Below are 21664 nucleotides of genomic sequence, written 5' to 3'. Positions count from 1 at the left end.
TTTAGATTTAAGGAGGCCTTTATTAAGTGGCAGTTAATAAAATAGAAAAGGACAAAGATAAGTCTGAGCATTTTAGTACTTTATTATACCATGTTTTACGTTATGGAATAGGAGGATTAACTAGAGCTGGAGCTTCATTAGGATTTACTGCTATTTTCACGAGAATATTTTTACCTGCTAAGTTTGGATATTATAATTTAGTTCGTAGTATTGTACTTTTCGTGACCCTAATGTTGACTGAATGGATGAAGCAGGCTATTAACCGTTATTTGCCTTCACTTGAGGACCTTAATGAGAAGAGAATAGCTAAGAATACAATTGTATTATATATATTATTATTTACTATTTTTCTTTTAATTTTAAATATTATTATTTTATTTATTAAACCTTATTTCGGCATATGGTTTAATAAATTGTGTTTTGCTACTGTATCTTTGATATGGGGGTTAAGTATTTATAAGGTTTGTTTACAAGTGCTTTCGGCAGAAATAAAATCAAACTACCACACTTTGATTAAGACACTTAGGTCGATGGGAAGATTATTCTTGCCTTTAATATTAGTTTTTTTAATTTCAAAGAAAGTTGAATACTTGGTTTGGGGAGAAGCTATTGGAACTTTTTTAATAATACCATTTATGTGGAAATTGGCTGATTTAGAATTATCTATAACTTATATAATTAAGCATATTAAAATAATTAAAACGAATATTATAAAGTATTTTAAATATGGTTCTCCAATGATAGGGTGGTTTTTAGCTTATATTTTATTAGCCATTGGTGATAGATATATTATTCAGATTTTTCGAGGTGCAAAAGAAGTTGGGATTTATTCAGCAAATTATTCTCTTATTGCAGGGGGAACAGAACTTGTAGCCGCTCCATTTTTATTAATTGCCCATCCTTATCTTGTGAAAATGTGGAATCAAAAATCGAAAGAAGAAGTTCAACAACTTATAAGTGATACTACTAATTGGTTTATTTATATGGCGTCTGTTTTAATTATAGCATTAATGTTTTTAAGTAAACCAATAACAAATATATTATTGGGAGTAAAATATAGAGTTGGCTATTGGGTAATACCTATTGCAGGAACTGGTTTGCTAATATGGCACCTTTCAATGTATGGACATAAACCATTAGAGTTTGAAGAAGATACTAAAAGAATGATGTTGGGAGGATTAGGTGTTGCAGCATTAAATGTCATGTTAAATATTATTCTTGTTCCTCACTTTGGTTACATGGCAGCCGCTTATACAACTTTGATATCTTATTTAAGTTATGCCGTTTTAATTTATTTCAGTGTAAAAAAATATATGGACTGGATTATTCCATTTAGACAAGTTTTCAGGAAGATTATTTGGGTTTTGGTAGGAGGGTTAATAGCTACAGTCTTTTTACGTGAGTTTAAAAATTTAGGTTTTTTTAGCAAACATATTATAGCGATATTTATTTACGGTGTTATAGCTGTTATCGTACCATTGAGGCAAGAAGGAATTAATTTGAAACAAGTTTTAAATAAATTCAAGGAGGCTTTATAAATGAAAATTGGTATTGACACTCGTTCGTTATTACTACCTATAACAGGAATTGGCCGGTATACTCAACAGATAATAAAACATTTGCATAAAGTTAAAAAATCAACAGATGAAATAATTTATTTTTGGGGAGCAGGTTATGAAGAAACTGATTATATGATAGATGATATCGGAAAATCAGAACATACTCATAATTTAGGTTTGAGAGGAACACAAACTCTTTGGGAACAATTTATACTTCCTAGAAGGATTAGCAAACATAATCTTGATGTTTTTCATAGTCCTAGAAATTATAATTTACCATTTTTAAGTTTTAATAGGGAGGTTTCTTTAATAGTTACTATGCATGATACATTGCCCTTTCTATTTCCAGAGCAATATCCGTATAGTAGATTAGTTAAGTGGCGTTGGCATCTAGCTACTAGAAAAGCAGATAAAATTATTACTGTTTCTAAAAACTCTAAAAAAGATTTATTGAAAACATTTAAAAATTTAAAAGATGATGATATCATTGTTAATTATTGTGGTTTAGATGAAAAGTTTTTCTTTAATAATATTGATAGAGAAAGATTGGATGAAGTTAAAAACAAATATGATTTAAACAAACCATATATTTTAACTACAGGAGGAACTGAACCTATAAAAAATAGTAAAATGTTGTTTGAAGTTATGAAATATTTAACCGACATGAATGTAGAATTAGCTATAGTTGGAGCTAAATGGCCTGGGGAAGAAATTCCTAAAGGTAAACCTGATAATGTTAAATTTACTGGTTATGTAGAGGAAAAAGATTTTCCTGTACTAATGAATGGAGCTGAAATTTTTGTTTTTCCTTCTCTTTATGAAGGTTTTGGTCTACCTCCTCTTGAAGCAATGGGAGCAGGGACTATGGTAATAGCTAGTAATAAAGCTTCAGTGCCTGAAGTGATAGGAGATGCAGGCATTTTACTTGAGCCTAAAGATATTGATGGTTGGGTGGAAGCAATTAAATCAGCTTTAGCAGACGAAAAAAAGAAAAAGAAGTATGTAAATAAAGGATTAGAACGAGTGAATAAATTTTCCTGGACTAAAACGGCTGAGGAGCTTTATTCGATATATGAAAAAGAAGTATGGAAGAAAAATAATAAGTGATGAATATAGGAGGGTTATAATCACTTGGGTTAAGGGGGGAGAAAATGAGAATAAAAAAATATATTTTAACTAGTTCTACTTTATTAGCAATATTAGGGGTATTAATGGAAATAAACTTATTTGAAATGATGGGTTTGAATTTTTCAACTACTGAAATCACATTGTTATTATTTGTTTTTACTTGTTTGTTTTTTTTAAATATAAAAAAAGTTATTAATGAAATATGTAATTTAATAAAAGAAGAAAGACTATTAATTCTTTTGATAGTGAGTAGTATAACAGTATTAATTCTTTCTACTTTATTTAGTCAATTATTTACAGAAGCTCTTAAAGGAGATTTAAGGCTATTAATTTGTTTGGTTTTTGGAGTTTTATTTTCTTATTTATGGAAGAATGATATTGTATATAAAGATGTTATAAAAAAAGTTTTATTTGGTTTGATTTTTGTTTATGTTTTTTTAGCTTTGTTTCAATATCTTTATTCTCCATTAAATAAGCTGATGGTAAATATTTTTGCTGGAGGCAATTTGCATTATGCTGTAGGTTTACCTAGAGTTACAGGTACTATGGTACATCCAAATCTTTTTGGTTGGTTTTTGCTTATAGGTTTAGTCTTTGGATTAAATGACATGAAGTTGAAGACTTACATAAAAAAATATCCTTTGTTAGGTTTATTATTTGTTTCATTGGTGTCTTTGGCTTTAGTATTTGTACAGTCTAGGAATGTATGGTTGGTCTTTATACTAGCTATGGTTTCAACAATAATTTTATCTGAATTTAAACATATTAAAATTTTTGCTTTTATTGGATGTATTGCTATATTAGTATTTATATTTTTATTGTGTCCAAATCGCTTTGATATTTCTAAGCAAATTAATGCTGCGTATAGCCAGGTAATCCAATATGCTTCTCATGCCTTCAGTACTAAAAATAAAGATAAAAATGTTTTATTATCATTTGATAGATTAATAATTAAAAATGTTAAATCCAATGGAAATTTAAAGAATAAAAAAACTGAATTAAGTAAAGGTTTTGTGGTTAATTCAAATGTTATTGAATTGGATGAAAAATTTGGTCCAATTAAATATAGAGGGTATAGTTTGGATAAAGGTTATTTAAACTTATTGTTTTCAACAAATAAGAATTTGTCATCTAAAAATGCTTTTTGGATACATGCGAAAAGAAAGGGGAAACAGAAAAATTTAGATTTACCCTTCTCTTATCAAATTATTCAAAATGATAAATATACTTTACAAATTCCAATAGCTGCTTTATCTAGAGGAGTGTATGATGTTAAAATTGGAGTCTGGAAACCTGACAAAAATAAGTGTTTAACTATAAATGGATTTCAAGATAAAAGCAATTGGAATTCAAAATCTTCTCGAATAACATTATGGAAAGCTGCTATTAAAATGGGTTTAACCCATCCGTTAACTGGTGTAGGAAGAGGAGTTTTCAAAAAAGTTTTTCCTAATTATGTTTTTACAGATGTTAATAAAAATTGGTTAAAAAGAAATAAAGGTGTTTTTCAAGCTCATAATATATATTTGTCTTGGTTTTCTGAATTTGGGATATTAGGTTTTGTTGTTATTTTAAGTTTTGTGTTATATATAATATATAAGACTTCTTTATTAACTTCTTTAAAAATTGTTCCAATGTGGATTGTTATTTTTGGATCAGGTGTTTTGGATGACCATTCTCATGGTTATTTATTTGTGATATTATCGATTATGTTTAGTTATATAATATTTGAACAATATAATAATAAACAAAATGGAGAGTGGGTAGATGATGAAAGCAAAAGTAGCAATTGTACATGATTGGCTAACTAATTTTGGAGGAGCCGAAAGAGTAATAGAAATATTCTGTGATATATTTCCAGAGGCTCCTATTTATACGGCTGTATATAATGAAGAGAATATGTCGGAACATTTTCCAGAAGAAAAAGTCATTACTTCATTCATGCAGCAGATTCCTTTGTCAGAAAAATATTATACAAAAATGTTACCGTTAATGCCCAGAGCTTTTGAAAGTTTTGATTTGACTGATTATGATATTGTATTGAGTAGTTCTTCTTCTTGTGCTAAAGGAGTGAGGTTCCCCCATTAAATTAGACACTATATTAAGCCATTTTTCTCTCTTTCTCGTAGTTTTTCGGACTCATATAATTCAAATATGAATGTAGCCTAACTTTATTATAGTAACCAGCAATATATTCAAATATATCTAACCTAGCTTGATTTCTGGTTAAATACTTTTTATGATAAACTAACTCAGTCTTCAAACTACCAAAGAAACTCTCAGCAACTGCATTATCCCAACAGTCACCTTTACGACTCATTGAGGATCTAATGCTATGCTGTTTAAATAAATTCTGTAATTTGTGGCTTGCATACTGGCTACCTCTATCAGAGTGGAATATAAGTCCTGCTTCAGGGTTGCGGCGACTTATAGCCATCTTAGTTGCTGACATTATTAAATCTGTATTTATTCTTTTACTCATAGAATAGCCAACTACTTTTCTTGAATAGAGATCAATTACAACTGCCAGGTAAAGCCAACCCTTTTTAGTTGATATATAAGTAATATCAGAGACCCAGACTTTATCTGGTTTATCTATATCAAAATCCCTTTTTAGGAGATTTTCTTTTAAAGGTAAGTCATGATTTGAATTGGTAGTTCTTTTAAACTTTCTTTTTTGAATTGCTTTTAAACCCATTATCCGCATTAACCTAGCAACTCTTTTAATGTTCACTGTATAACCCTCTTTTCGCAGCACTCTATGAATTCTAGGGCTACCATATGTTCCATTATGCTGCCAGTAAATTTCAGCTATTTTAAGTTTTAATTTTTTATTTATTTTTTCTCTTTGAGATGGTTTTCTATTTAACCATTTATAATATCCAGAGCGGGACACCTCTAAAACCTGACACATCTTCACCACAGTAAATTGATCACTGTGGTCCCTGATAAAACCGTAAATTACTTCGGTTCGTTCGAGAAGATGCTTACGGCCTTTTTTAAAATATCACGCTCTGTTTTAGCATCTTTTAATTCTTTTTTTAGTCTTTGAATTTCTTTTTGTTCAGAAGTTAGTTTCTGTTTGCCATGGCCTGGAAAAGCAAGATCACCTTTATCTTTATACTCTCGACGCCATCTAACTAAAGTTCCATAGGGTATATCAAGATTTTCAGATACATCTTTAACTGTTTTATCTGATCTATTTGATAGTTCAACAGCATCTTTTTTGAATTCTTCTGTATAACTTTTTCGTTTTTCTCCCAATTGTAGCACCTCCGTTACTTCTATTATATCGCTTAACTGGGTGTCTAACAAATTGGGGGAGGGTCAGAGTAATTACTGGTCCCAATACAATGCATATTTCATATATACATAGTCCGATGCGGTATGCATGGGATTTATATCATGAATATCGTGATGAAGCTGGTTTGTTAGCAAAAATATTTATGAGTTTAGTTATGCCTGGTATAAGGCAGTGGGATGTAATTAATACAAATAGGATTGACTACTTAATGGCTAATTCTAACTTTATAAGAAGAAGGATAAAAAAGTATTATCGAAGAGAGGCAGAGGTTATTCATCCGCCGGTTAATACAGATTTTTTTGTACCAGGTAATGATGAGAATGGAACAGAAGATTTTTATTTTGTAGTTTCACGTTTTGTTCCTTATAAAAAAATAGATTTAGCTATAAAAGCATTTAATGATTTAGGTAAAAAACTGGTTGTTGCAGGGGATGGTTCGCAGGAAGATTATTTAAAAGAAATTGCTAATTCGAATATAAAATTTGTAGGTAGAGTTTCGGATGAAAAGTTAAAGGAGTATTATCAAAAGTGTAAAGCTCTTATTTTTTGTGCTAAAGAAGATTTTGGGATTATACCAGTGGAAGTACAGGCTTGTGGTAGTCCTGTTATTGCTTATGGAGAAGGAGGATCTTTAGAAACAGTAGAAAATTTAAAAACTGGCGTGCTTTTTAGGAATCAAACGGTAAATGATTTAAAAAATGTAGTCTTGAAGTTTGAAAATATGGATTTTGATGAAAAGTATATAAGAAAAAATGCTGAGAGTTTTTCAAAGGATAGATTTGCTAATGAAATAGAAGATTATATTTATTCTAAGTATAGAGAGTTTAAGCAAGATAATTATAAGGGGATATCTCAGAATAATATTGATATTGTTTATAAGTAATTTTATTAATATAAAATCACAAATAAAAAAGATCAAGAAGTTTAACTTGTATTTAGAAAAAGTAGTCTAGAAGGTTACTAAGATTATTATTTTATATAATTAAGTATAATGGAACCTGTTAAGCAGATATGAAAATTGAGCTTAAAAAATCATAGTTTTTAACCCATTTATTAAGTCTAACTTTAGTTTTGAGATTAGTTTTAACTAAAAAGATCATAGTTAAGGGAAAACAAATTGAATATCACAGTTTTTCTACAGTTGTTACCAATTAAAACACTAAGATTAAGCAGTTAATAGCCAATTGTTTCTTTGTTGATTAGTGTATTTAATTCCCGCTACTTGAGCTGGAGTTAAGTCATTAAGTCCAGAGTGTGGTCTGATGTAATTATAAAAGAATATGAATATGGTAATTGATTGATGCAGATGCAAAGGAATTAAAACCTCTGCTGGGTCTTTACCATACTTGTATAAATCTTTCGAGTGACATCTAGGATATTGTACTTTAGAATTAGTCATAAATCTTCCTCTCCTTTCTTTGGAGATATCGTTTAATGGATTTAAACTATTATACTCCTTAGGAGGAGAGGGGTTCAAGTTTCATATAACTTAACAAAACTGTATAATGCTATAGGAGGAATAAAATGGTGCAATTTAATAATCGAAGAGAAAGAATTTATTTTATATTAACATTAGTGCTGTTATCAATAATTACTTATTGGTTAAGTAATGTGGTATGGAATATGTTACATAATACAAATAATACTTTTGTGTCTTCATTAATGCAGTGGGATGCTGGATGGTATAAATATACTATAGAAAACGGCTATTCATTAGAACCTACAAATGGCGCTCAAGCTAATTGGGCCTTTTTTCCATTATATCCTTTGATAGTTAAATTATTTAAAATTTTAACTGGCTTAAGTGTTTATCAATCTGGTTTTATAGTATCAAATATATTTTTAACTATAGCTTTATATATTATTTTCGAATATGTGTCTATGACTAGAAGCCAATCATTTGCATTTTCAGCAGTTATTTTATTTGCTCTTGGCCCTTATTCTTTTTATTTTTCATCGCTTTATACAGAATCTTTATTTCTGTGTTTACTTATACTTTGTTTTTATAATTTACAAAGAGAGAATTGGCTTTATTGTGGTATTTTTGGTGCTTTATTATCTGCTACACGTACAACAGGAGTATTATTTTTTATACCACTTTTGCTTAGAATGTTTTTAATTTATTTTAAAACTTCCAAAAACCTTTTTGATATAGTAGTGCAAGTATTAAAAGATGAAAAAAAATTATTAGCGTTATTATTAGTGCCTACTGGGTTGTTTGCATATATGACTTTTTTGCATTTTCACTTAGGAGATGCGTTAGCATTTAAGCATGTTCAAAAAGCATGGTGGAGAACAAATGGTAATCCAATTTTTACATTATATGATAATTTAGTATTTGGAAATTATAGATCAAAATATTTATCTTTATGGGGAATACTAGGAATTATTGGTTCAACTTACTTATTATACAAAAAACGATTTGAAGAAGGAATTTTTGCTTTAGTAAGTATTATTATACCAATGATGTCTGGTGTACAGTCACTTCCTCGATATTTTATTGGAACTTTAGTTTTAATTTTTGCTTATAATGATATTATAAATCAAACTAAAAAATATAAATGGCTAATTGTTATAACTTTAGTTTCATTTAATATTTTATTATTGTTTTTGTGGTTTGGGGGGCATGTAATAACAATCTAGGAGGATAATTATGAATAAATGTAAAAAAAATATAATGTATTTATTGTGTATAAGTCTATGTATTTGGTATATTGTAGTATTATATTGGATTTGGCATCCAAATCCACCTTCTATAGAATATGATTTGTATTATATAGAAAATAAACTGATTGATTGGTCAGGATATAGGGGATTAAAATATAAATTAGGTAACAAGTTGTTCTTTGGAACTAACGATAATAAAATGAGAAAAATAAAACACAGAGGAAAAGGGTGGTCTTACAAGGAAAAGACAGGGAATTGGACTAAGGGTAATAAAGCATATTTATATTTTACAATTAATGAAGAAGTACCTACAAATTTACAAATGTCTATATATGCAAATGCATTTGCTCCAGAAGGAAATCAAGTAGTTGATGTAATTTTTAATGATAAAAAGATTGGTGTATTAAATATGAAGCATTCAAAATTAAAAAAATATAATGTTAAAATTCCTAATGAAGTTGTTAAAGAGGATCATTTTAATCAGATTGAATTTGTGATTCATAAACCGAATTCCCCATATCAATATGGTTTGTCAGATGATAAACGTTTATTAGGAATGAGGGTTCGATGGCTTGAACTGGATTTGTTACAGAGGTAATATTAGGAGATAGGTAAGGAGGCATAATATATTGAAATATATAAGTTTACAATTTGTTAAATTTTCATTAATTGGTGTAATTAATACTATTAATCATAATCTGATATATTTATTAATGATTTGGTTAGATATTCATTACTTCATTTCTAATATTGTAGCTTTTACTTTAAGTCTAATAATTTCTTTCTTTTTGAATTGTATATTCACTTACAAAGTTCAACCAACAGTAAAAAAATTCATGGTGTTTCCACTTTCTTATTTACCAAATTTATTTATGCAATTAATAGGAATTATATTTATTATAGAAGTTTTAGAAGTGCCAGAATATTTAGGAGGTTTATTATCAACTATAATAGCACTTCCGTTAACATATTTAGTAATGACTTATATTTTAAATGAAAATGAGGAGGGTGAAATAAAAACAGATGGACAAACTTGATTATGAATTATTATCTATTGTTGTGCCTTGTTATAATGAAGAAGAAACTATTCCAATTTTCATTAAAGAAATAAAAAAGGAAATTAAAGAGATAAAATTAAATGTAGAAGTAATATTTGTAAATGATGGTAGTTCAGATAAAACTCAAGAAATTTTACAAGATGTATATACAAATAATAAATCATTTGTTAGGGTTATCGATTTGAGTAGAAACTTTGGGAAAGAATCTGCTATGCTTGCAGGATTAAAATATAGTAAAGGTGATTTGATTACTGTAATGGATGCTGACCTTCAAGATCCTCCAACTTTATTACAAGATATGATTTATGCAATTTGTGAAGAAGGATATGATGCTGTAGCTACTCGTAGGCATACTCGTAAGGGAGAGCCATTAATGCGTTCATTCTTTGCTCGACAATTTTACAATATAATTAATAAAATAAGTGATATTGATATTGTAGAAGGGGCAAGAGATTATAGAATGATGACTGATCAAGTTGCTGAAGCTTTATTAAATATGAAGGAGTATAATAGATTTTCAAAGGGATTATATGAATGGATTGGATTTAATACCAAATATATTGAGTTTGAAAATGTAGAACGAGTAGCTGGGAACACAAGCTGGAGTTTTTGGAAGTTGTTTAAATATGCTGTTGAAGGTATTGTATCGTTTACAACGATGCCCTTGAGAATTGCATCGTTATTAGGGGCAGTCGTTTCAGGTTTTTCATTTATTTATATGATGATTATTATTATAAAAACTCTTGTTTTTGGAGAAGTAGTAAGAGGTTATCCTTCACTTATGTCAGTTATATTAGCCTTATCAGGAGTTCAATTACTTTGCATGGGGATATTAGGAGAATATTTAGCTCGTACTTATACAGAAGTAAAAGACAGACCTAGATATATTGTTAAATCAATTTTAGATTTTTCTTCAAATTCAGATGAAAAAGAATTAAAAATAAGTTAAATATTTTTGTTATGCTTATTAATTAAAACTGTAATCAGAATGGTGCAGATTACTGTGTAGTTTACCAGTGTTTTAATTCAATATGTGGTGTATTAACTGAAGAATTTATCAAATATGATTTTGAAATTTTCGTTAAAATAGATTGAGAGAATAAAAAAATTGTTAGGATAAGAGTAGGTCAGTGAATTATTATCTATTTAAACTGTTTATGATTCTGCATATTATTAAATTTGATAAAGGGAAGGATGTAAAAAATAGAATAATATTTAGGAAATACCATCTATCAAAAATGTTAAATAATTAATTCGATATTGGAGTTTATCTTTAAAGCTTTTCTATTTGGTAATATATTTTCTGTAATAATCAATATACCTCTAGAATGAATCTTAAAATATTTAGGAACTATGGAGAACGCAGGATTATTAGTTTTTGTTCCTATTGTTTTTTTAAGTTTATTCCATAGCTAATATTGACTTTACTCCTTTTTAATAATAAATTAACGCTACCAGAAGGAAAAGTAAGAAATTTTATAGAATAAATATCCTTAACAGAGTAATTAATAAAGGGAGGAATAATGTAGTGATTACACCACTAATCATGGCCGGAGGAGTTGGTAGTAGATTCTGGCCTTTAAGCAGAAAGGATACTCCTAAACAATTTTTGAAATTAGTTGATCAAGACCAGAGTATGATTCAGGCTACAGTAGATAGAATTAGTGATTTAAGCTCCTATGAAAATATTTTCATTGCTACTAATCAAAATTATTTGGCTGATATTAAAGAACATTTACCAGAGATTCCTGAGAATAATATTACCGTCGAACCTATGGGCAAGAATACAGCAGCCTGTATTGGACTAGCTTCACTATATATTGAACAGCAGGACCCACAGGCAGTGATGGTTGTGCTGCCTTCAGATCATTTGATAGAAGATGAAAGTAGTTATTTAGAGATACTAAACACAGCAGTAGAAGTAGCTAAAAAAGGAGATAACTTAGTGACTATCGGTATTGAACCAACTCAGCCTGAAACCGGTTATGGCTATATTGCCTATGATCAGGATGAAAGAGAGATTGAAATTGATAATGCTTTTGCAGTTAAAGAGTTTACCGAAAAGCCGGACCTGAAGACAGCTGAGAACTTTATAGAGCAGGGTAATTATCTCTGGAACAGCGGTATGTTTGTCTGGCGGGTAGATACTATTCGCAAGATGTTCAAAAAATATATGCCTAACCTACATAAGGGATTAGAAAGAATGAAAGAAGCAATCGGTACTGAGCAGGAAGAGGAAGTATTAGTCGAAGAGTTCAAAAAATTAGACAGCATCTCTATAGATTATGGAATTATGGAACAGGCCGATAATATCTATGTTGTTCCCGGTGATTTTGGTTGGGATGATGTAGGTACCTGGTCATCATTGGAGCGCTTTAAAGAGGTAGATTTAGATGGTAACTTAGTTGAAGGTAATCATATTGGTCTTGAAACTAAGAACTCTATTATTCACGGCAATGGTAAGTTAATTACTACCGTAGGGCTAGATAATGTGATTATTGTAGAGACTGATGATGCAATTATGGTTTGTGATAAAGATAAAGCCCAGGATGTAAAAGAACTACGGAATAAATTAAAGAGTGAAGGCTATGAAGACTGCCTATAATAAGCAGTTAAATTGCTTGTCAACTGTTCTAAAGATTGGAGGAATAACTGATGTCTTACCGAGAGAAATATCAAGAGTGGTTAAATAATGATTACTTTGATCAGGAAACTAAAGAAGAATTAAAGTCTATTGCTGATGATGAAGCAGAGATTGAGGACAGATTCTATACTGGTCTTGAGTTCGGTACCGGTGGAATACGGGGTGTGATCGGTACTGGAACTAACCGGATTAATAAGTATATTATTAGACAGGCTACTCAGGGGCTGGCTAATAATATCTTGCAGCAGTCAAAATTAGCTAAAGAACAGGGCGTAGTGATTGCCCATGATTCCCGTTTTAAATCCCGTGAGTTTGCTTTAGAGGCAGCAGCAGTCCTGAATGGGAATGGAATCAAGGCCTATCTATTTGATGAGCTGAGGCCGACGCCTGAATTATCCTTTGCTGTTAGAGAATTAGATGCTGTAGCTGGAATAGTCATCACAGCCAGCCATAATCCACCGGAGTATAACGGCTATAAAGTATACTGGAGCGACGGCGGACAGATCGTACCTAAGCGGGCCGAAGGAATTACTGCTGAGATAGATCAGATTACAGATTATAGTGTAATTGAGTATCTTGAGCGTGAAGTAGCTGAGGAAAGAGGATTGTTTGAAATTATCGGCTCAGAAATAGATGATAAATACATAACAGAGTTAAAGAGCTTAATCAGTAATCCAGAAGTAATTGATAAGGAGGAGTCTGATTTTAAGATTATCTATACTCCATTACACGGCAGCGGTAATAAGTTAGTCCCGAGGGCTTTAAAAGAGATCGGCTTCAGTAATCTTCAGGTAGTGCCCCAGCAGGAAGAGCCGGATCCTGAATTTCCTACTGTTGATTATCCTAATCCAGAAGAGGAATCCGTCTTTGAACTGGCTTTAGAGATGGCTGAAGAGGAAGAACCTGATTTAATCTTGGGGACTGATCCCGATGCCGATAGATTAGGGCTTCTACTGCGCCGCGGTGATCAGTACATATCATTAACTGGAAATCAGATTGGTGTCTTATTGATGGATTATCTCTTGAGTCAAAAGGCTGAAGCTGATGAATTGCCCGCTAATGGAGCTGTAGTCAAGACAATAGTTACTACTGAACTGGCCAGGGCTATTGCTGATGAATATGGAGTAGAGGTAATAGATACCCTAACCGGCTTTAAGTTTATTGGCGAGAAGATTAAAGAGTTCCAACAGCAGGGTGATCAGGAATTTCTCTTCGGCTTTGAAGAAAGCTACGGCTATCTGGCTGGCACCTTTGTCAGAGACAAAGATGCAGTAATGGCAGCAACCTTAGTAGCAGAGATGGCAGCTTACTATAAAAATAAGGGCTTAGATCTCTTCCAGCAGCTAGAGAACTTAATGGACAAGTACGGCTATTATCTTGATGATCTAGAGTCTATTCTATTAAAAGGCAAGGAAGGACAGGAAAAGATAGAAAAGATTTTGGATACTCTACGCCGCGAGAGTCTAAATCAGATTAATGGCAAGAGAGTAACTGAAGTTAAGGATTATTTAACCGGAATCGGGGATCTACCTGAAGCAAATGTACTACAGTTTGACTTAGAGGATAACAGCAGGCTGACGGTACGTCCTTCCGGGACAGAGCCCAAGATTAAGTTCTACTTCACTGCTGTCGGTGAAAACTGGAACGAGGCTGAGGATAAATTAGAAGCATTGAAGGATGAATTGTTGAGTAAAGTACAGCAGATTATAGAGTAAATTAAAGTGATTTCATTGCGAAAAGGTTATCCAGCAGCGAAAGATGGCCTTTTCGTAGTAGAACCATTAAAATGTAATTTTAGCAATCTCTGTGTCAGTAAATTCTTTAGCTTTTAGTTCGGCTTTGAACTTCTCTATATCAGAACTGATATATGTCCGCAGTACTTCCGTTTTTCCATTAAGCTGATAACTATCCAGTTGGGCCGGGATTAATACCGTTTCTCCTCTGCTGATTGTAACTGTATCCTGGCTGTAACTGACCTCAGCCTGTCCAGTTAAAGAGAGTAAGACTTCAAATCGTCTCTTCTTTGGCTCTGCTCTGAAGCTATTCTCAACTTTTATTCTTTCAGTAATAAAGTATTCAGATATAGCCAGAATTTTTCGCTGATAGTTATCTTCTGTAAGCTTAATGCTTCGGCACTTTTCATAACTATTCCGGTTGAAATCAATTGCTTCTAATGCTTCCTTGATATGTAGTTCTCTCGGATTACCGTCACTGCCTACGCGGTCCCAGTCGTAGATGCGGTAAGTAGTATCGGAATTCTGCTGAATCTCTGCTAGGAGGATTCCTTCTTTGATAGCATGTACAGTACCAGCGGGAATAAAGACTACATCTCCAGGATTAACTGAGATGCTGTTTAACTTATCTATTAATCGACCATCTTCAATACTGGTAGCAAACTCTTCTTTAGTCATATCTGGTTGTAGACCATAGATCAGTTCTGCATCCGGTTTAGCATCGATGATATACCATAATTCATTCTTACCGGAATCATCTATGTTATACTTAGCAGCATATTCATCATCAGGATGGACCTGGATTGACAATTTGTCATTAGCATCTAACAGCTTAATCAGCAATGGAAACTTATCATAGTTACTTCGTTCTATCTCCTGGCCCATAATTTCAGCCCAGTATTTATCGATCAATTCAGGTAGACCTTCTCCCTTAAAGCAGCCATTGCTGACAATACTGGTTCCATTCTCGTGAGCGGCTAACTCCCAGCTCTCTCCAATCTTATCTGCTGGTAGACTACGATCGAATTGAGCAGCCAATCGATTGCCGCCCCAGATCTTTTCTTTATGGATCGGTTCGAACTTTAGCGGATAGAACATTTTCCAACCTGCCTTTCATAGATCAATTTATTTATATTGTATCATTTTTGAGTGATTAGTCAATAAATTGCATATTAATGAAGTTCTTTAATAAGCTTAAGAGAATTGTTTATACTCCAAAGTTATTCATAATCAAATTAGCTTTATACTAGCCTGGGTTGTTTTGAAGTGGAATCTAGATTTTTTCGTCACAGCTCAGATAATTAATAATTACAAATAATTAGAAGTAATTAGAAGGGTTTGTTTTGTCTTTCACGAATAATTTAAAGAAAATGGATTAAAAGGGGGATATTGATGTCAAAAAAAGCGGTAGTCTTTATTCTTCTTATTATGTTACTGGTTATAGTTAGTTCAGGAGTAAGTTTAGCTGCTCAAAACCAAAAAAGCGGCTGGTGGTCGCCGTATATCGGAAGGTTTAATGGTCAGTGGGATCTCAGCGTAGGAACTCATGTCTGGAATGATCATCTTGATTTGCGTAATTTACAGTTAAGGGGCAATATGGATTTAGCTCCGGGACTGCGGGCTAATATGGTTCTGCGTTCGAATGAGAAGTTTGATACTGTAGATGGATTTGATCCTACTTTTGATGAATTATATTTGGAGAAGTATGGTTTTCATTATGGAGAGTTGGGAACTTTGAGTGCCAGCTTGAAGGTAGGAAATATGAGGTACTTGAGATTTCCAGAGCCTGATTTAATTTCGCTATTTGACCAGGTGCCGGGCACTGAAGATCTGCGTTTTGATGATGCTGAGACTGGTTATCGGGGTGAAATGTTGACTATAGAGTATGATAGTAAATATGGATTAGGCTATCATGGGACAGGCATTAATTGGGACTTTGGCAGTGAAAGAAGCGGCAGTAATTTAATCGAGAATTATGTTTTTTATCGAGATAAACTAGGAAAGCTTGATTTAGAAGCAAGAGCAGGAGAGCTGCAGCTTAGACATCCCGGTGGGCCGGTTGAACGCGGCGGACGTCCTTATCATTTAGGCCGCAGCGGTCCTGGTTACAGCCTTTATTTAGGCGGCAACTGGCGCGGCTATAAAGCCGGCTTGTTGTATGAAAGTATCGAAGATGAGAAGTATGATGAACGGGATACTCGAACGGGGATTATGGTTAGATTTGCTTTTTCTAAAATAACAGAATTGTTAGGTAAGGTCCGCTTTGATTATACCCGCAGTCCGGAAGGGTTTGTAGCTCATATTCCGCTATTAAAAGGAAGACTTGGTGATATAAGAGAAGAGCCGCCTGAAAATGCTGAATTAGTAGGCGAGATAAAGGCAGAAAGGGTGACTACTTACTGGCAGAATGGCCAGTCCAGAAATTATTATGAACATCGACTATCCCACTGGGGAGAGACTGGCGGTCAGGATACGATTGTAGTTGCTGAAACCAAACCCTGGCATTTGAGGGTAGAGGCGTTAGTTAGCCCTCATACATCAGTGACCAGCTGGGAAGAAGCAAAGGAATGGGAATCAGACCGGCAGGGTCCAGCCCAGTTAACTCAGTTAGTTACCTATAAATTCTATAAAGTAAAAAATGATTAAATGTAAAAGAATAATTAAATTTTGGTAATTAGAAGGAGTTTTAAGTTAAAATATTTAATTGTAGTATATGATGATATTTAAAAGCAATGGAGTGATTATTATGCGTAAAAGCATATCAGTAATAATTGGTATTCTTCTATTCTGTTTATTATTAAGTACAGGTAGTGTTTTAGCCAGTGATTATCGGTTGAATGTTGATGATCAGCTTTATGTTTCTGTCTGGGGTCATCCTGATTTACAGCAAAAGGTTGTGGTTAGTCCCAATGGGACGATAACCTTTCCGCTGGTAGGAGAAATTCAAGTTGAGGGGATGACAGTTAGCAAGTTAACTGAGGTAATTACTACTAGATTACAGGAATATGTTAAGATTAAACCTTCCCAGGTGAATATTACTTTAGAAAAATATGAAAAGTTTAGAGTAATGGTCTTAGGTGAAGTCAAAAAGCCGGGGACTTATCAGGTGGAAAGCGGCGATAGGATCCTGGATGCTATTTCCCGGGCTGGTGGTAGTACCCAGATAGCTGATTTAAGCAGAATTAGATTAACTAGAGGAAACCAATCACAGGAAGTAAATATAGAAGCAATGTTAACCGGTGATGGTAAGCTCCAGAATTATCAACTGCAGGATAGTGATGTATTACATATTCCGCAAGCAGTAATTGAAGTTACTATTTTAGGAGAAGTTAGGCAGCCAGGCGTTTATAAATTAGAAGATAACTTTCATTTAAGTAACCTAATTGCCCGGGCAGGGGGCTTAACTAATGCTGCCGTTGATAAAGCAGAATATATATCAGGGGCTGAGGTTAAAAAGATAGATTTAAATCAGCTGATGGCTGGAGATAGCAAAGAGAATATTATTCTGGAAGACGGCGATACAATTCGGATTGCTCAGACTAACTGGACTAAAACGCTCTTTTATGTTAATGGTTTAAATGCAATTAAGAGTTTGCTTGGCGGCTGGTAAGGAGGAAGAGCATGGATAATTTAGAACGACAGACAACAGATTCAGATATTACAGAGGATATGGTAGAGATTGATTTAAGGGAGTACTTCACTATTCTCTGGAAGAGAAAAATGATTATTATCGGTTTATTAATAGTAGCGATTATAGGCAGCTTGGTTGCCAGCAGTTTAATGACCAAGATCTATCAGACTTCTGCGTTAGTAATGGTTAAAGAAGATAAAGGTATGGAGAATTTGTTTAGTGAACAGATGGGGGCTTTAGGTTCTCTAGCGGGTAGTACAAGTAATAAATTGGCTACTTATACTCAGATTTTAAAGAGTAGATCAATTATTCAGCAGACAATTGAAGAATTAGAGTTAAAAAGTAAAGAGACTGGAGAATTAATTTCTCCTCAGGCTTTAAGAAATAAGATTAGTATCAGCGGTGGACAAGAAGGCAGCGGTAATTTAATTACTATTACTGTGAATTATTCTGATCCGGTAGTGGCTAAAAGAATAGCTAATACTTTAGTTGATAAATTCCAACAGATGAATCAGGCCATGAATCAATCCGATTTACAGGGCGCGGCAGGATTTGTTTCTAAACAACTAAAGGAAGTCAAGACAAGGTTGGCTAACTTAGAGGAGAAATTATTAGAATATAAGAAGGAACATGATGTAATTCTGCCGGAGAAGCAGGGAGAAGATTTATTAGAAAAGTTAACTAAGTTAGAAACGGCTAAATCCAAGGCTGAGGTAGAGTTAAAACAGGCAGAGGCTGGTTTGAAAGAGGTAAGAGCTAATTATAATGACCAGGATAAAGATATTATTTCGGCTAGAACTATTGCCCAGAATCCAATGGTCCAGAAATATAAAGAGCAGTTATCAAATTTAGAGGTTGAGTTAACCGGACTGAAGGAATCATATACTGATAATCATCCTAAAGTAATTGCTACTAATCGAAAGATAGATGAGGTAACAAAGAGATTAAATGAGACTGTAGAAGAGATAGTTCGTTCCAAAACAGAAACTATCAATCCTATTTATCAGACTTTAAAGGAGAAAGTAATTACTCTTCAGAGTAAGATAATAACTACTAAAGTCCAGATTGATACTCACCAGCAGCAGATTAAGGAATTAGAAAAGGAGTTAAATGCTTTGCCTGATAAAGCATTAGCTTTGGCTAGGTTAAAGCGTAAAAATAAGATCGCCGAGAAGGTCTATACTATGCTGCGGGAGAGGAAAGAAGAACTACAGATTCAAAAGGCAATGAAGACTTCGGATATTGTTGTAATAGATCCAGCGGTGGTAGGTGATGAGCCGAAGCCGATCAAGCCTAAAACTAAGTTGAATGTAGCAATTGCTATTATATTAGCTACTTTTATGGGAGTAGGTATCATCTTTGTACTGGAGTATTTAGATACAACTATCAAAGAGGAACAGGATATAGAAGAACTTACGGACTTACCGGTGTTAGGAACAATTCCGGATTTTGATACTGTTGATCACAGTCAGGGCTATGGAAGGGATGATCAAGATGGATAAAGAAAGAAGAGAGAGGATTCAGAGCCGTGATGTAGAATTAATAACTAATTATAGTTCTAAATCCCCGTTAGCAGAGGCTTATCGGACCTTACGAACTAATATTGAGTTCTTAAGCCCTGATGATCCACTAGAGACGATGGTGATAACTAGTAGTGTACCCCAGGAAGGAAAGTCGATTACAATAGCTAATTTAGCTGTATCAATGGCTGAAAATGGACAGCAGGTAATTGTTATTGATGCAGATATGCGAAAACCAATGCAGCACCGTATCTTTGAAATAACTAATTTTGGTGGTTTAAGCGATCTATTAACTGGAGAATTAAACTTTGCGGAAGGATTACAGAAAACTAATATAGAAGGAATAAGTTTGATCAGCGGTGGAAATGTACCGCCTAATCCAGCTGAACTCCTGGGTTCACAGAAGATGGAAGAAGTAATCAAGCAAGCAGAAAATAAAGCGGATATAGTATTAATTGATAGTCCACCGGTGATTGCAGTGACTGACTCAAGGCTGTTAGCCAATAAAGTAGATGGTGTCATGTTGGTAGTAGCAGCTCAGGAGACTGATGAAGAAGCTCTAGCTAAATCCCAACAGATGCTAGAGAAGGTACAGGCTAATGTAATTGGAACTGTCTTAACTAAGTATCCAGCAGAGGAATCAAATAGTTACTACAGCGGTTATTATAATTATTATGGTTAAAGAATTTAAATGAGGTGAGTAAATAAAGTGATTGATCTACATAGTCATATTCTACCAGGAGTAGATGATGGAGTTGATGATATAGAAGAAGCTTTAGTAGTGGCTAAAGAAGCAGCACGACAGGGGATAACAAAGATGGTGGCAACTCCGCATTATTTGGAGGAAGGATGTCGTTTGACTCCGGAGGAGACTGAAGAGAAGATAGCTAAGCTTCAGCAGGTGATTGATCAGGCAGGAATTGATATTGAAATTTTGCCCGGGGCAGAAGCCTATATAACACCTGACCTGGGCTGGTATATTCAACAGGGCAAGGTTAGTACTATCAATGGCAGCCGATATCTATTAGTAGAGTTTCCGATGGATAAGAAGCCCAGCCAAATACGGAATATCTTTTATGATCTAAAGATATTAGGTTATACTCCAGTAATCAGCCATCCGGAGCGGTATAGTTATATTCAACAGAAGCCTAATCTGCTTTATCACTGGATTCAGGATGGAATTTATGCCCAGTTGAATGCTGGAAGTCTGTTAGGTATGTTTGGTTCGCAGGTAGAAGAGACAGCTGAGATCTTAGTTAAGCATAATCTAGTTCAGTTGATAGGTTCGGATGTTCATTCTAATGGCCGCAGGAAAGTATGTCTTAAGCAGGGACGGGAGAGATTAGAAGAAATAGTTGGTTCGAAGGCTAAGCAGTATTTAGAGAATGCCCAGCTGGTTATTAAGGACGAGGAAATAGAGGTTATAGAACCGCAGTATTATGAAGAAAAGAAAGGCTTTTTGCAGCTGATGCTATCAATGATTTAGAAAAAAATGCTACAAATGAAGGGATTTGGATATTTTTCTTTAATTTAATTAGTGGTACAGATAACTGATGATTTATAAGATTTGGGGGAGGGAATGGATAGTGGCTAGGTCTGAGTCTGAAGTTATTAATTCTAAGAATAATGAGATAATTGTTGAACGTAAAGAGGTTGAAAGTTTAGGGTATCTGATTTATTTAGCCACAAAAAGATTACTTGATATAGTAGCTTCTATAATTGGTATTATACTCTCCTTCCCAATAATAATTATAACAGCTATCGCTATTAAGTTAGAAAGTCCTGGTCCGATTATATTTAAACAGGATAGATTGGGCTTGAATGGTGAAGAGTTTACAATTTATAAGTTTAGGTCGATGGTAGAGAATGCTGAATCTAAAACAGGACCGGTATGGGCTAAAAAGAATGATTCACGAGTAACTAAAGTAGGTAGATTCATTCGCAAGACTCGAATAGATGAATTACCCCAGTTTGTGAATATCTTAAGAGGAGATATGTCGTTAGTAGGTCCCAGGCCTGAACGAGCTGTTTTTGTACAGAAGTTTAGTGAAGATTATCCTAATTTCATAGATAGATTAAAGGTTAAACCAGGGGTAACAGGATTGGCACAAGTAACTGGAGGTTATGAATTAAGCCCACATCAGAAGTCGAGATTGGACTTGTTGTATATAGAAAAACAGGGACTATTATTGGATATTATGATATTATTAAAAACAGTATTAGTAGTTATTTTTGGAGATGGAGCGAGATAAAATTAGTTAATATATCTCCTCCGCTTGCTATTGCTTAGCATAGCCAATATAGTTCCGCCGCTTGTCGTTCGCTCAACGTCCTGTTTCGCTCACTGTCAAAAACTGGTCTTCCGCCCTAGCCAGCATACAGACCAATGCTGGCTATGTGATGAGAAGTTTATGGAGCAA

At 33.4% G+C, this 21664-nt stretch carries 19 protein-coding genes and 1 pseudogene; 17 read left to right on the top strand and 3 right to left on the bottom strand.

All coding sequences use genetic code 11. The annotated features are described in order from the left end of the window. The first annotated feature begins 26 nt into the window (after positions 1-26). The 4 genes from acear_RS10945 to acear_RS10930 are packed head-to-tail and all read left to right on the top strand — an operon-like array spanning position 27 to position 4775. Entirely contained in the window at positions 27-1538 is a 1512-nt protein-coding gene (locus acear_RS10945; protein WP_013279082.1) for an oligosaccharide flippase family protein, read from the top strand. Then, positions 1539-2666: a glycosyltransferase family 4 protein gene (locus acear_RS10940; protein ID WP_013279081.1), complete on the top strand. Its 1128-nt coding sequence runs from the start codon at positions 1539-1541 to the stop codon at positions 2664-2666. A 44-nt stretch (positions 2667-2710) separates the two neighbouring features. Then, complete coding sequence (locus tag acear_RS10935; RefSeq protein WP_013279080.1) at positions 2711-4486, top strand: O-antigen ligase family protein; 1776 nt, start codon at positions 2711-2713, stop codon at positions 4484-4486. Continuing rightward, positions 4455-4775, top strand: coding sequence for a glycosyltransferase family protein (locus acear_RS10930; RefSeq protein ID WP_041667382.1), 321 nt, complete (start codon positions 4455-4457; stop codon positions 4773-4775). The genes acear_RS10935 and acear_RS10930 overlap by 32 nt, the downstream gene beginning before the upstream one ends. Before the next feature lie 13 nt (positions 4776-4788). Here the strand turns inward: acear_RS10930 and acear_RS10925 are convergent. Next, positions 4789-5951, bottom strand: a protein-coding gene (locus acear_RS10925; RefSeq protein WP_148217686.1) for an IS3 family transposase whose coding sequence is annotated in 2 segments (ribosomal slippage) — positions 4789-5678 and positions 5678-5951 — 1164 coding nt in all. Because the reading frame shifts where the segments join, the coding sequence is not laid out codon by codon here. A 164-nt stretch (positions 5952-6115) separates the two neighbouring features. Here acear_RS10925 and acear_RS10915 point away from each other — a divergent pair. Next, entirely contained in the window at positions 6116-6874 is a 759-nt protein-coding gene (locus tag acear_RS10915) for a glycosyltransferase (RefSeq protein WP_187286622.1), read from the top strand. Positions 6875-7156: 282 nt separating this feature from the next. Here the strand turns inward: acear_RS10915 and acear_RS10910 are convergent. Further along, positions 7157-7319: pseudogene (locus tag acear_RS10910) on the bottom strand (integrase core domain-containing protein); the annotation flags it as partial. A 196-nt stretch (positions 7320-7515) separates the two neighbouring features. On the opposite strand from acear_RS10910, the gene acear_RS10905 reads away from it, so the two are divergent. The 6 genes from acear_RS10905 (at position 7516) to acear_RS10880 (ending at position 14075) form a co-directional block, all read left to right on the top strand. Continuing rightward, entirely contained in the window at positions 7516-8634 is a 1119-nt protein-coding gene (locus acear_RS10905; RefSeq protein ID WP_013279079.1) for a mannosyltransferase family protein, read from the top strand. A 10-nt stretch (positions 8635-8644) separates the two neighbouring features. Beyond that, entirely contained in the window at positions 8645-9256 is a 612-nt protein-coding gene (locus acear_RS10900; RefSeq protein WP_013279078.1) for a hypothetical protein, read from the top strand. Between the two features lie 31 nt (positions 9257-9287). Beyond that, on the top strand, positions 9288-9695 hold the full coding sequence (locus acear_RS10895; protein ID WP_013279077.1) for a GtrA family protein: 408 nt from the start codon (positions 9288-9290) through the stop codon (positions 9693-9695). Beyond that, positions 9682-10665, top strand: a complete 984-nt coding sequence (locus tag acear_RS10890; RefSeq protein WP_013279076.1) for a glycosyltransferase family 2 protein — start codon at positions 9682-9684, stop codon at positions 10663-10665. The genes acear_RS10895 and acear_RS10890 overlap by 14 nt, the downstream gene beginning before the upstream one ends. Positions 10666-11244: 579 nt before the next feature. Continuing rightward, entirely contained in the window at positions 11245-12321 is a 1077-nt protein-coding gene (locus acear_RS10885) for a mannose-1-phosphate guanylyltransferase (protein WP_013279075.1), read from the top strand. A 50-nt stretch (positions 12322-12371) separates the two neighbouring features. Further along, positions 12372-14075 carry a phospho-sugar mutase gene (locus acear_RS10880; RefSeq protein WP_013279074.1) on the top strand — a complete coding sequence of 568 codons (1704 nt, stop codon included), beginning with the start codon at positions 12372-12374 and terminating at the stop codon, positions 14073-14075. A gap of 66 nt (positions 14076-14141) precedes the next feature. Here the strand turns inward: acear_RS10880 and acear_RS10875 are convergent, their stop codons facing one another. After that, a complete protein-coding gene (locus acear_RS10875) occupies positions 14142-15191 on the bottom strand; it encodes a type I phosphomannose isomerase catalytic subunit (RefSeq protein ID WP_013279073.1) in 1050 nt (349 codons plus the stop codon). Positions 15192-15485: 294 nt separating this feature from the next. Here acear_RS10875 and acear_RS10870 point away from each other — a divergent pair, with 294 nt between their 5' ends. The 6 genes from acear_RS10870 to acear_RS10845 all read left to right on the top strand — a co-directional run bounded on the left by acear_RS10870 (position 15486) and on the right by acear_RS10845 (position 21496). After that, positions 15486-16739: a hypothetical protein gene (locus acear_RS10870; RefSeq protein ID WP_013279072.1), complete on the top strand. Its 1254-nt coding sequence runs from the start codon at positions 15486-15488 to the stop codon at positions 16737-16739. A gap of 100 nt (positions 16740-16839) precedes the next feature. Continuing rightward, positions 16840-17703 carry an SLBB domain-containing protein gene (locus tag acear_RS10865; RefSeq protein ID WP_013279071.1) on the top strand — a complete coding sequence of 288 codons (864 nt, stop codon included), beginning with the start codon at positions 16840-16842 and terminating at the stop codon, positions 17701-17703. A gap of 11 nt (positions 17704-17714) precedes the next feature. After that, on the top strand, positions 17715-19226 hold the full coding sequence (locus tag acear_RS10860; protein ID WP_013279070.1) for a GumC family protein: 1512 nt from the start codon (positions 17715-17717) through the stop codon (positions 19224-19226). After that, positions 19219-19926 (top strand): CpsD/CapB family tyrosine-protein kinase, encoded by a 708-nt coding sequence (locus acear_RS10855; RefSeq protein WP_187286621.1) that lies wholly within the window; start codon positions 19219-19221, stop codon positions 19924-19926. Before acear_RS10860 ends, acear_RS10855 begins: the two co-directional genes overlap by 8 nt. Positions 19927-19953: 27 nt before the next feature. After that, positions 19954-20730, top strand: a complete 777-nt coding sequence (locus acear_RS10850) for a tyrosine-protein phosphatase (protein ID WP_013279068.1) — start codon at positions 19954-19956, stop codon at positions 20728-20730. Between the two features lie 100 nt (positions 20731-20830). Further along, positions 20831-21496 (top strand): exopolysaccharide biosynthesis polyprenyl glycosylphosphotransferase, encoded by a 666-nt coding sequence (locus tag acear_RS10845; RefSeq protein WP_013279067.1) that lies wholly within the window; start codon positions 20831-20833, stop codon positions 21494-21496. The last annotated feature ends 168 nt before the right edge of the window (positions 21497-21664 follow it).

The organism is Acetohalobium arabaticum DSM 5501, from assembly GCF_000144695.1.
Lineage (GTDB): Bacteria > Bacillota > Halanaerobiia > Halobacteroidales > Acetohalobiaceae > Acetohalobium > Acetohalobium arabaticum.
This window is presented reverse-complemented; position numbering and strand designations above follow the sequence as displayed.

Excerpts from the sequence above, each read along its gene's own strand:
- acear_RS10940 (WP_013279081.1), top strand. The coding sequence starts at position 1,539 with ATGAAAATTGGTATTGACACTCGTTCGTTATTACTACCTATAACAGGA.
- acear_RS10935 (WP_013279080.1), top strand. The coding sequence starts at position 2,711 with ATGAGAATAAAAAAATATATTTTAACTAGTTCTACTTTATTAGCAATA.
- acear_RS10930 (WP_041667382.1), top strand. The coding sequence starts at position 4,455 with ATGATGAAAGCAAAAGTAGCAATTGTACATGATTGGCTAACTAATTTT.
- acear_RS10905 (WP_013279079.1), top strand. The coding sequence starts at position 7,516 with ATGGTGCAATTTAATAATCGAAGAGAAAGAATTTATTTTATATTAACA.
- acear_RS10900 (WP_013279078.1), top strand. The coding sequence starts at position 8,645 with ATGAATAAATGTAAAAAAAATATAATGTATTTATTGTGTATAAGTCTA.
- acear_RS10890 (WP_013279076.1), top strand. The coding sequence starts at position 9,682 with ATGGACAAACTTGATTATGAATTATTATCTATTGTTGTGCCTTGTTAT.
- acear_RS10880 (WP_013279074.1), top strand. The coding sequence starts at position 12,372 with ATGTCTTACCGAGAGAAATATCAAGAGTGGTTAAATAATGATTACTTT.
- acear_RS10875 (WP_013279073.1), bottom strand. The coding sequence starts at position 15,191 with ATGTTCTATCCGCTAAAGTTCGAACCGATCCATAAAGAAAAGATCTGG.
- acear_RS10870 (WP_013279072.1), top strand. The coding sequence starts at position 15,486 with ATGTCAAAAAAAGCGGTAGTCTTTATTCTTCTTATTATGTTACTGGTT.
- acear_RS10865 (WP_013279071.1), top strand. The coding sequence starts at position 16,840 with ATGCGTAAAAGCATATCAGTAATAATTGGTATTCTTCTATTCTGTTTA.
- acear_RS10860 (WP_013279070.1), top strand. The coding sequence starts at position 17,715 with ATGGATAATTTAGAACGACAGACAACAGATTCAGATATTACAGAGGAT.
- acear_RS10855 (WP_187286621.1), top strand. The coding sequence starts at position 19,219 with ATGGATAAAGAAAGAAGAGAGAGGATTCAGAGCCGTGATGTAGAATTA.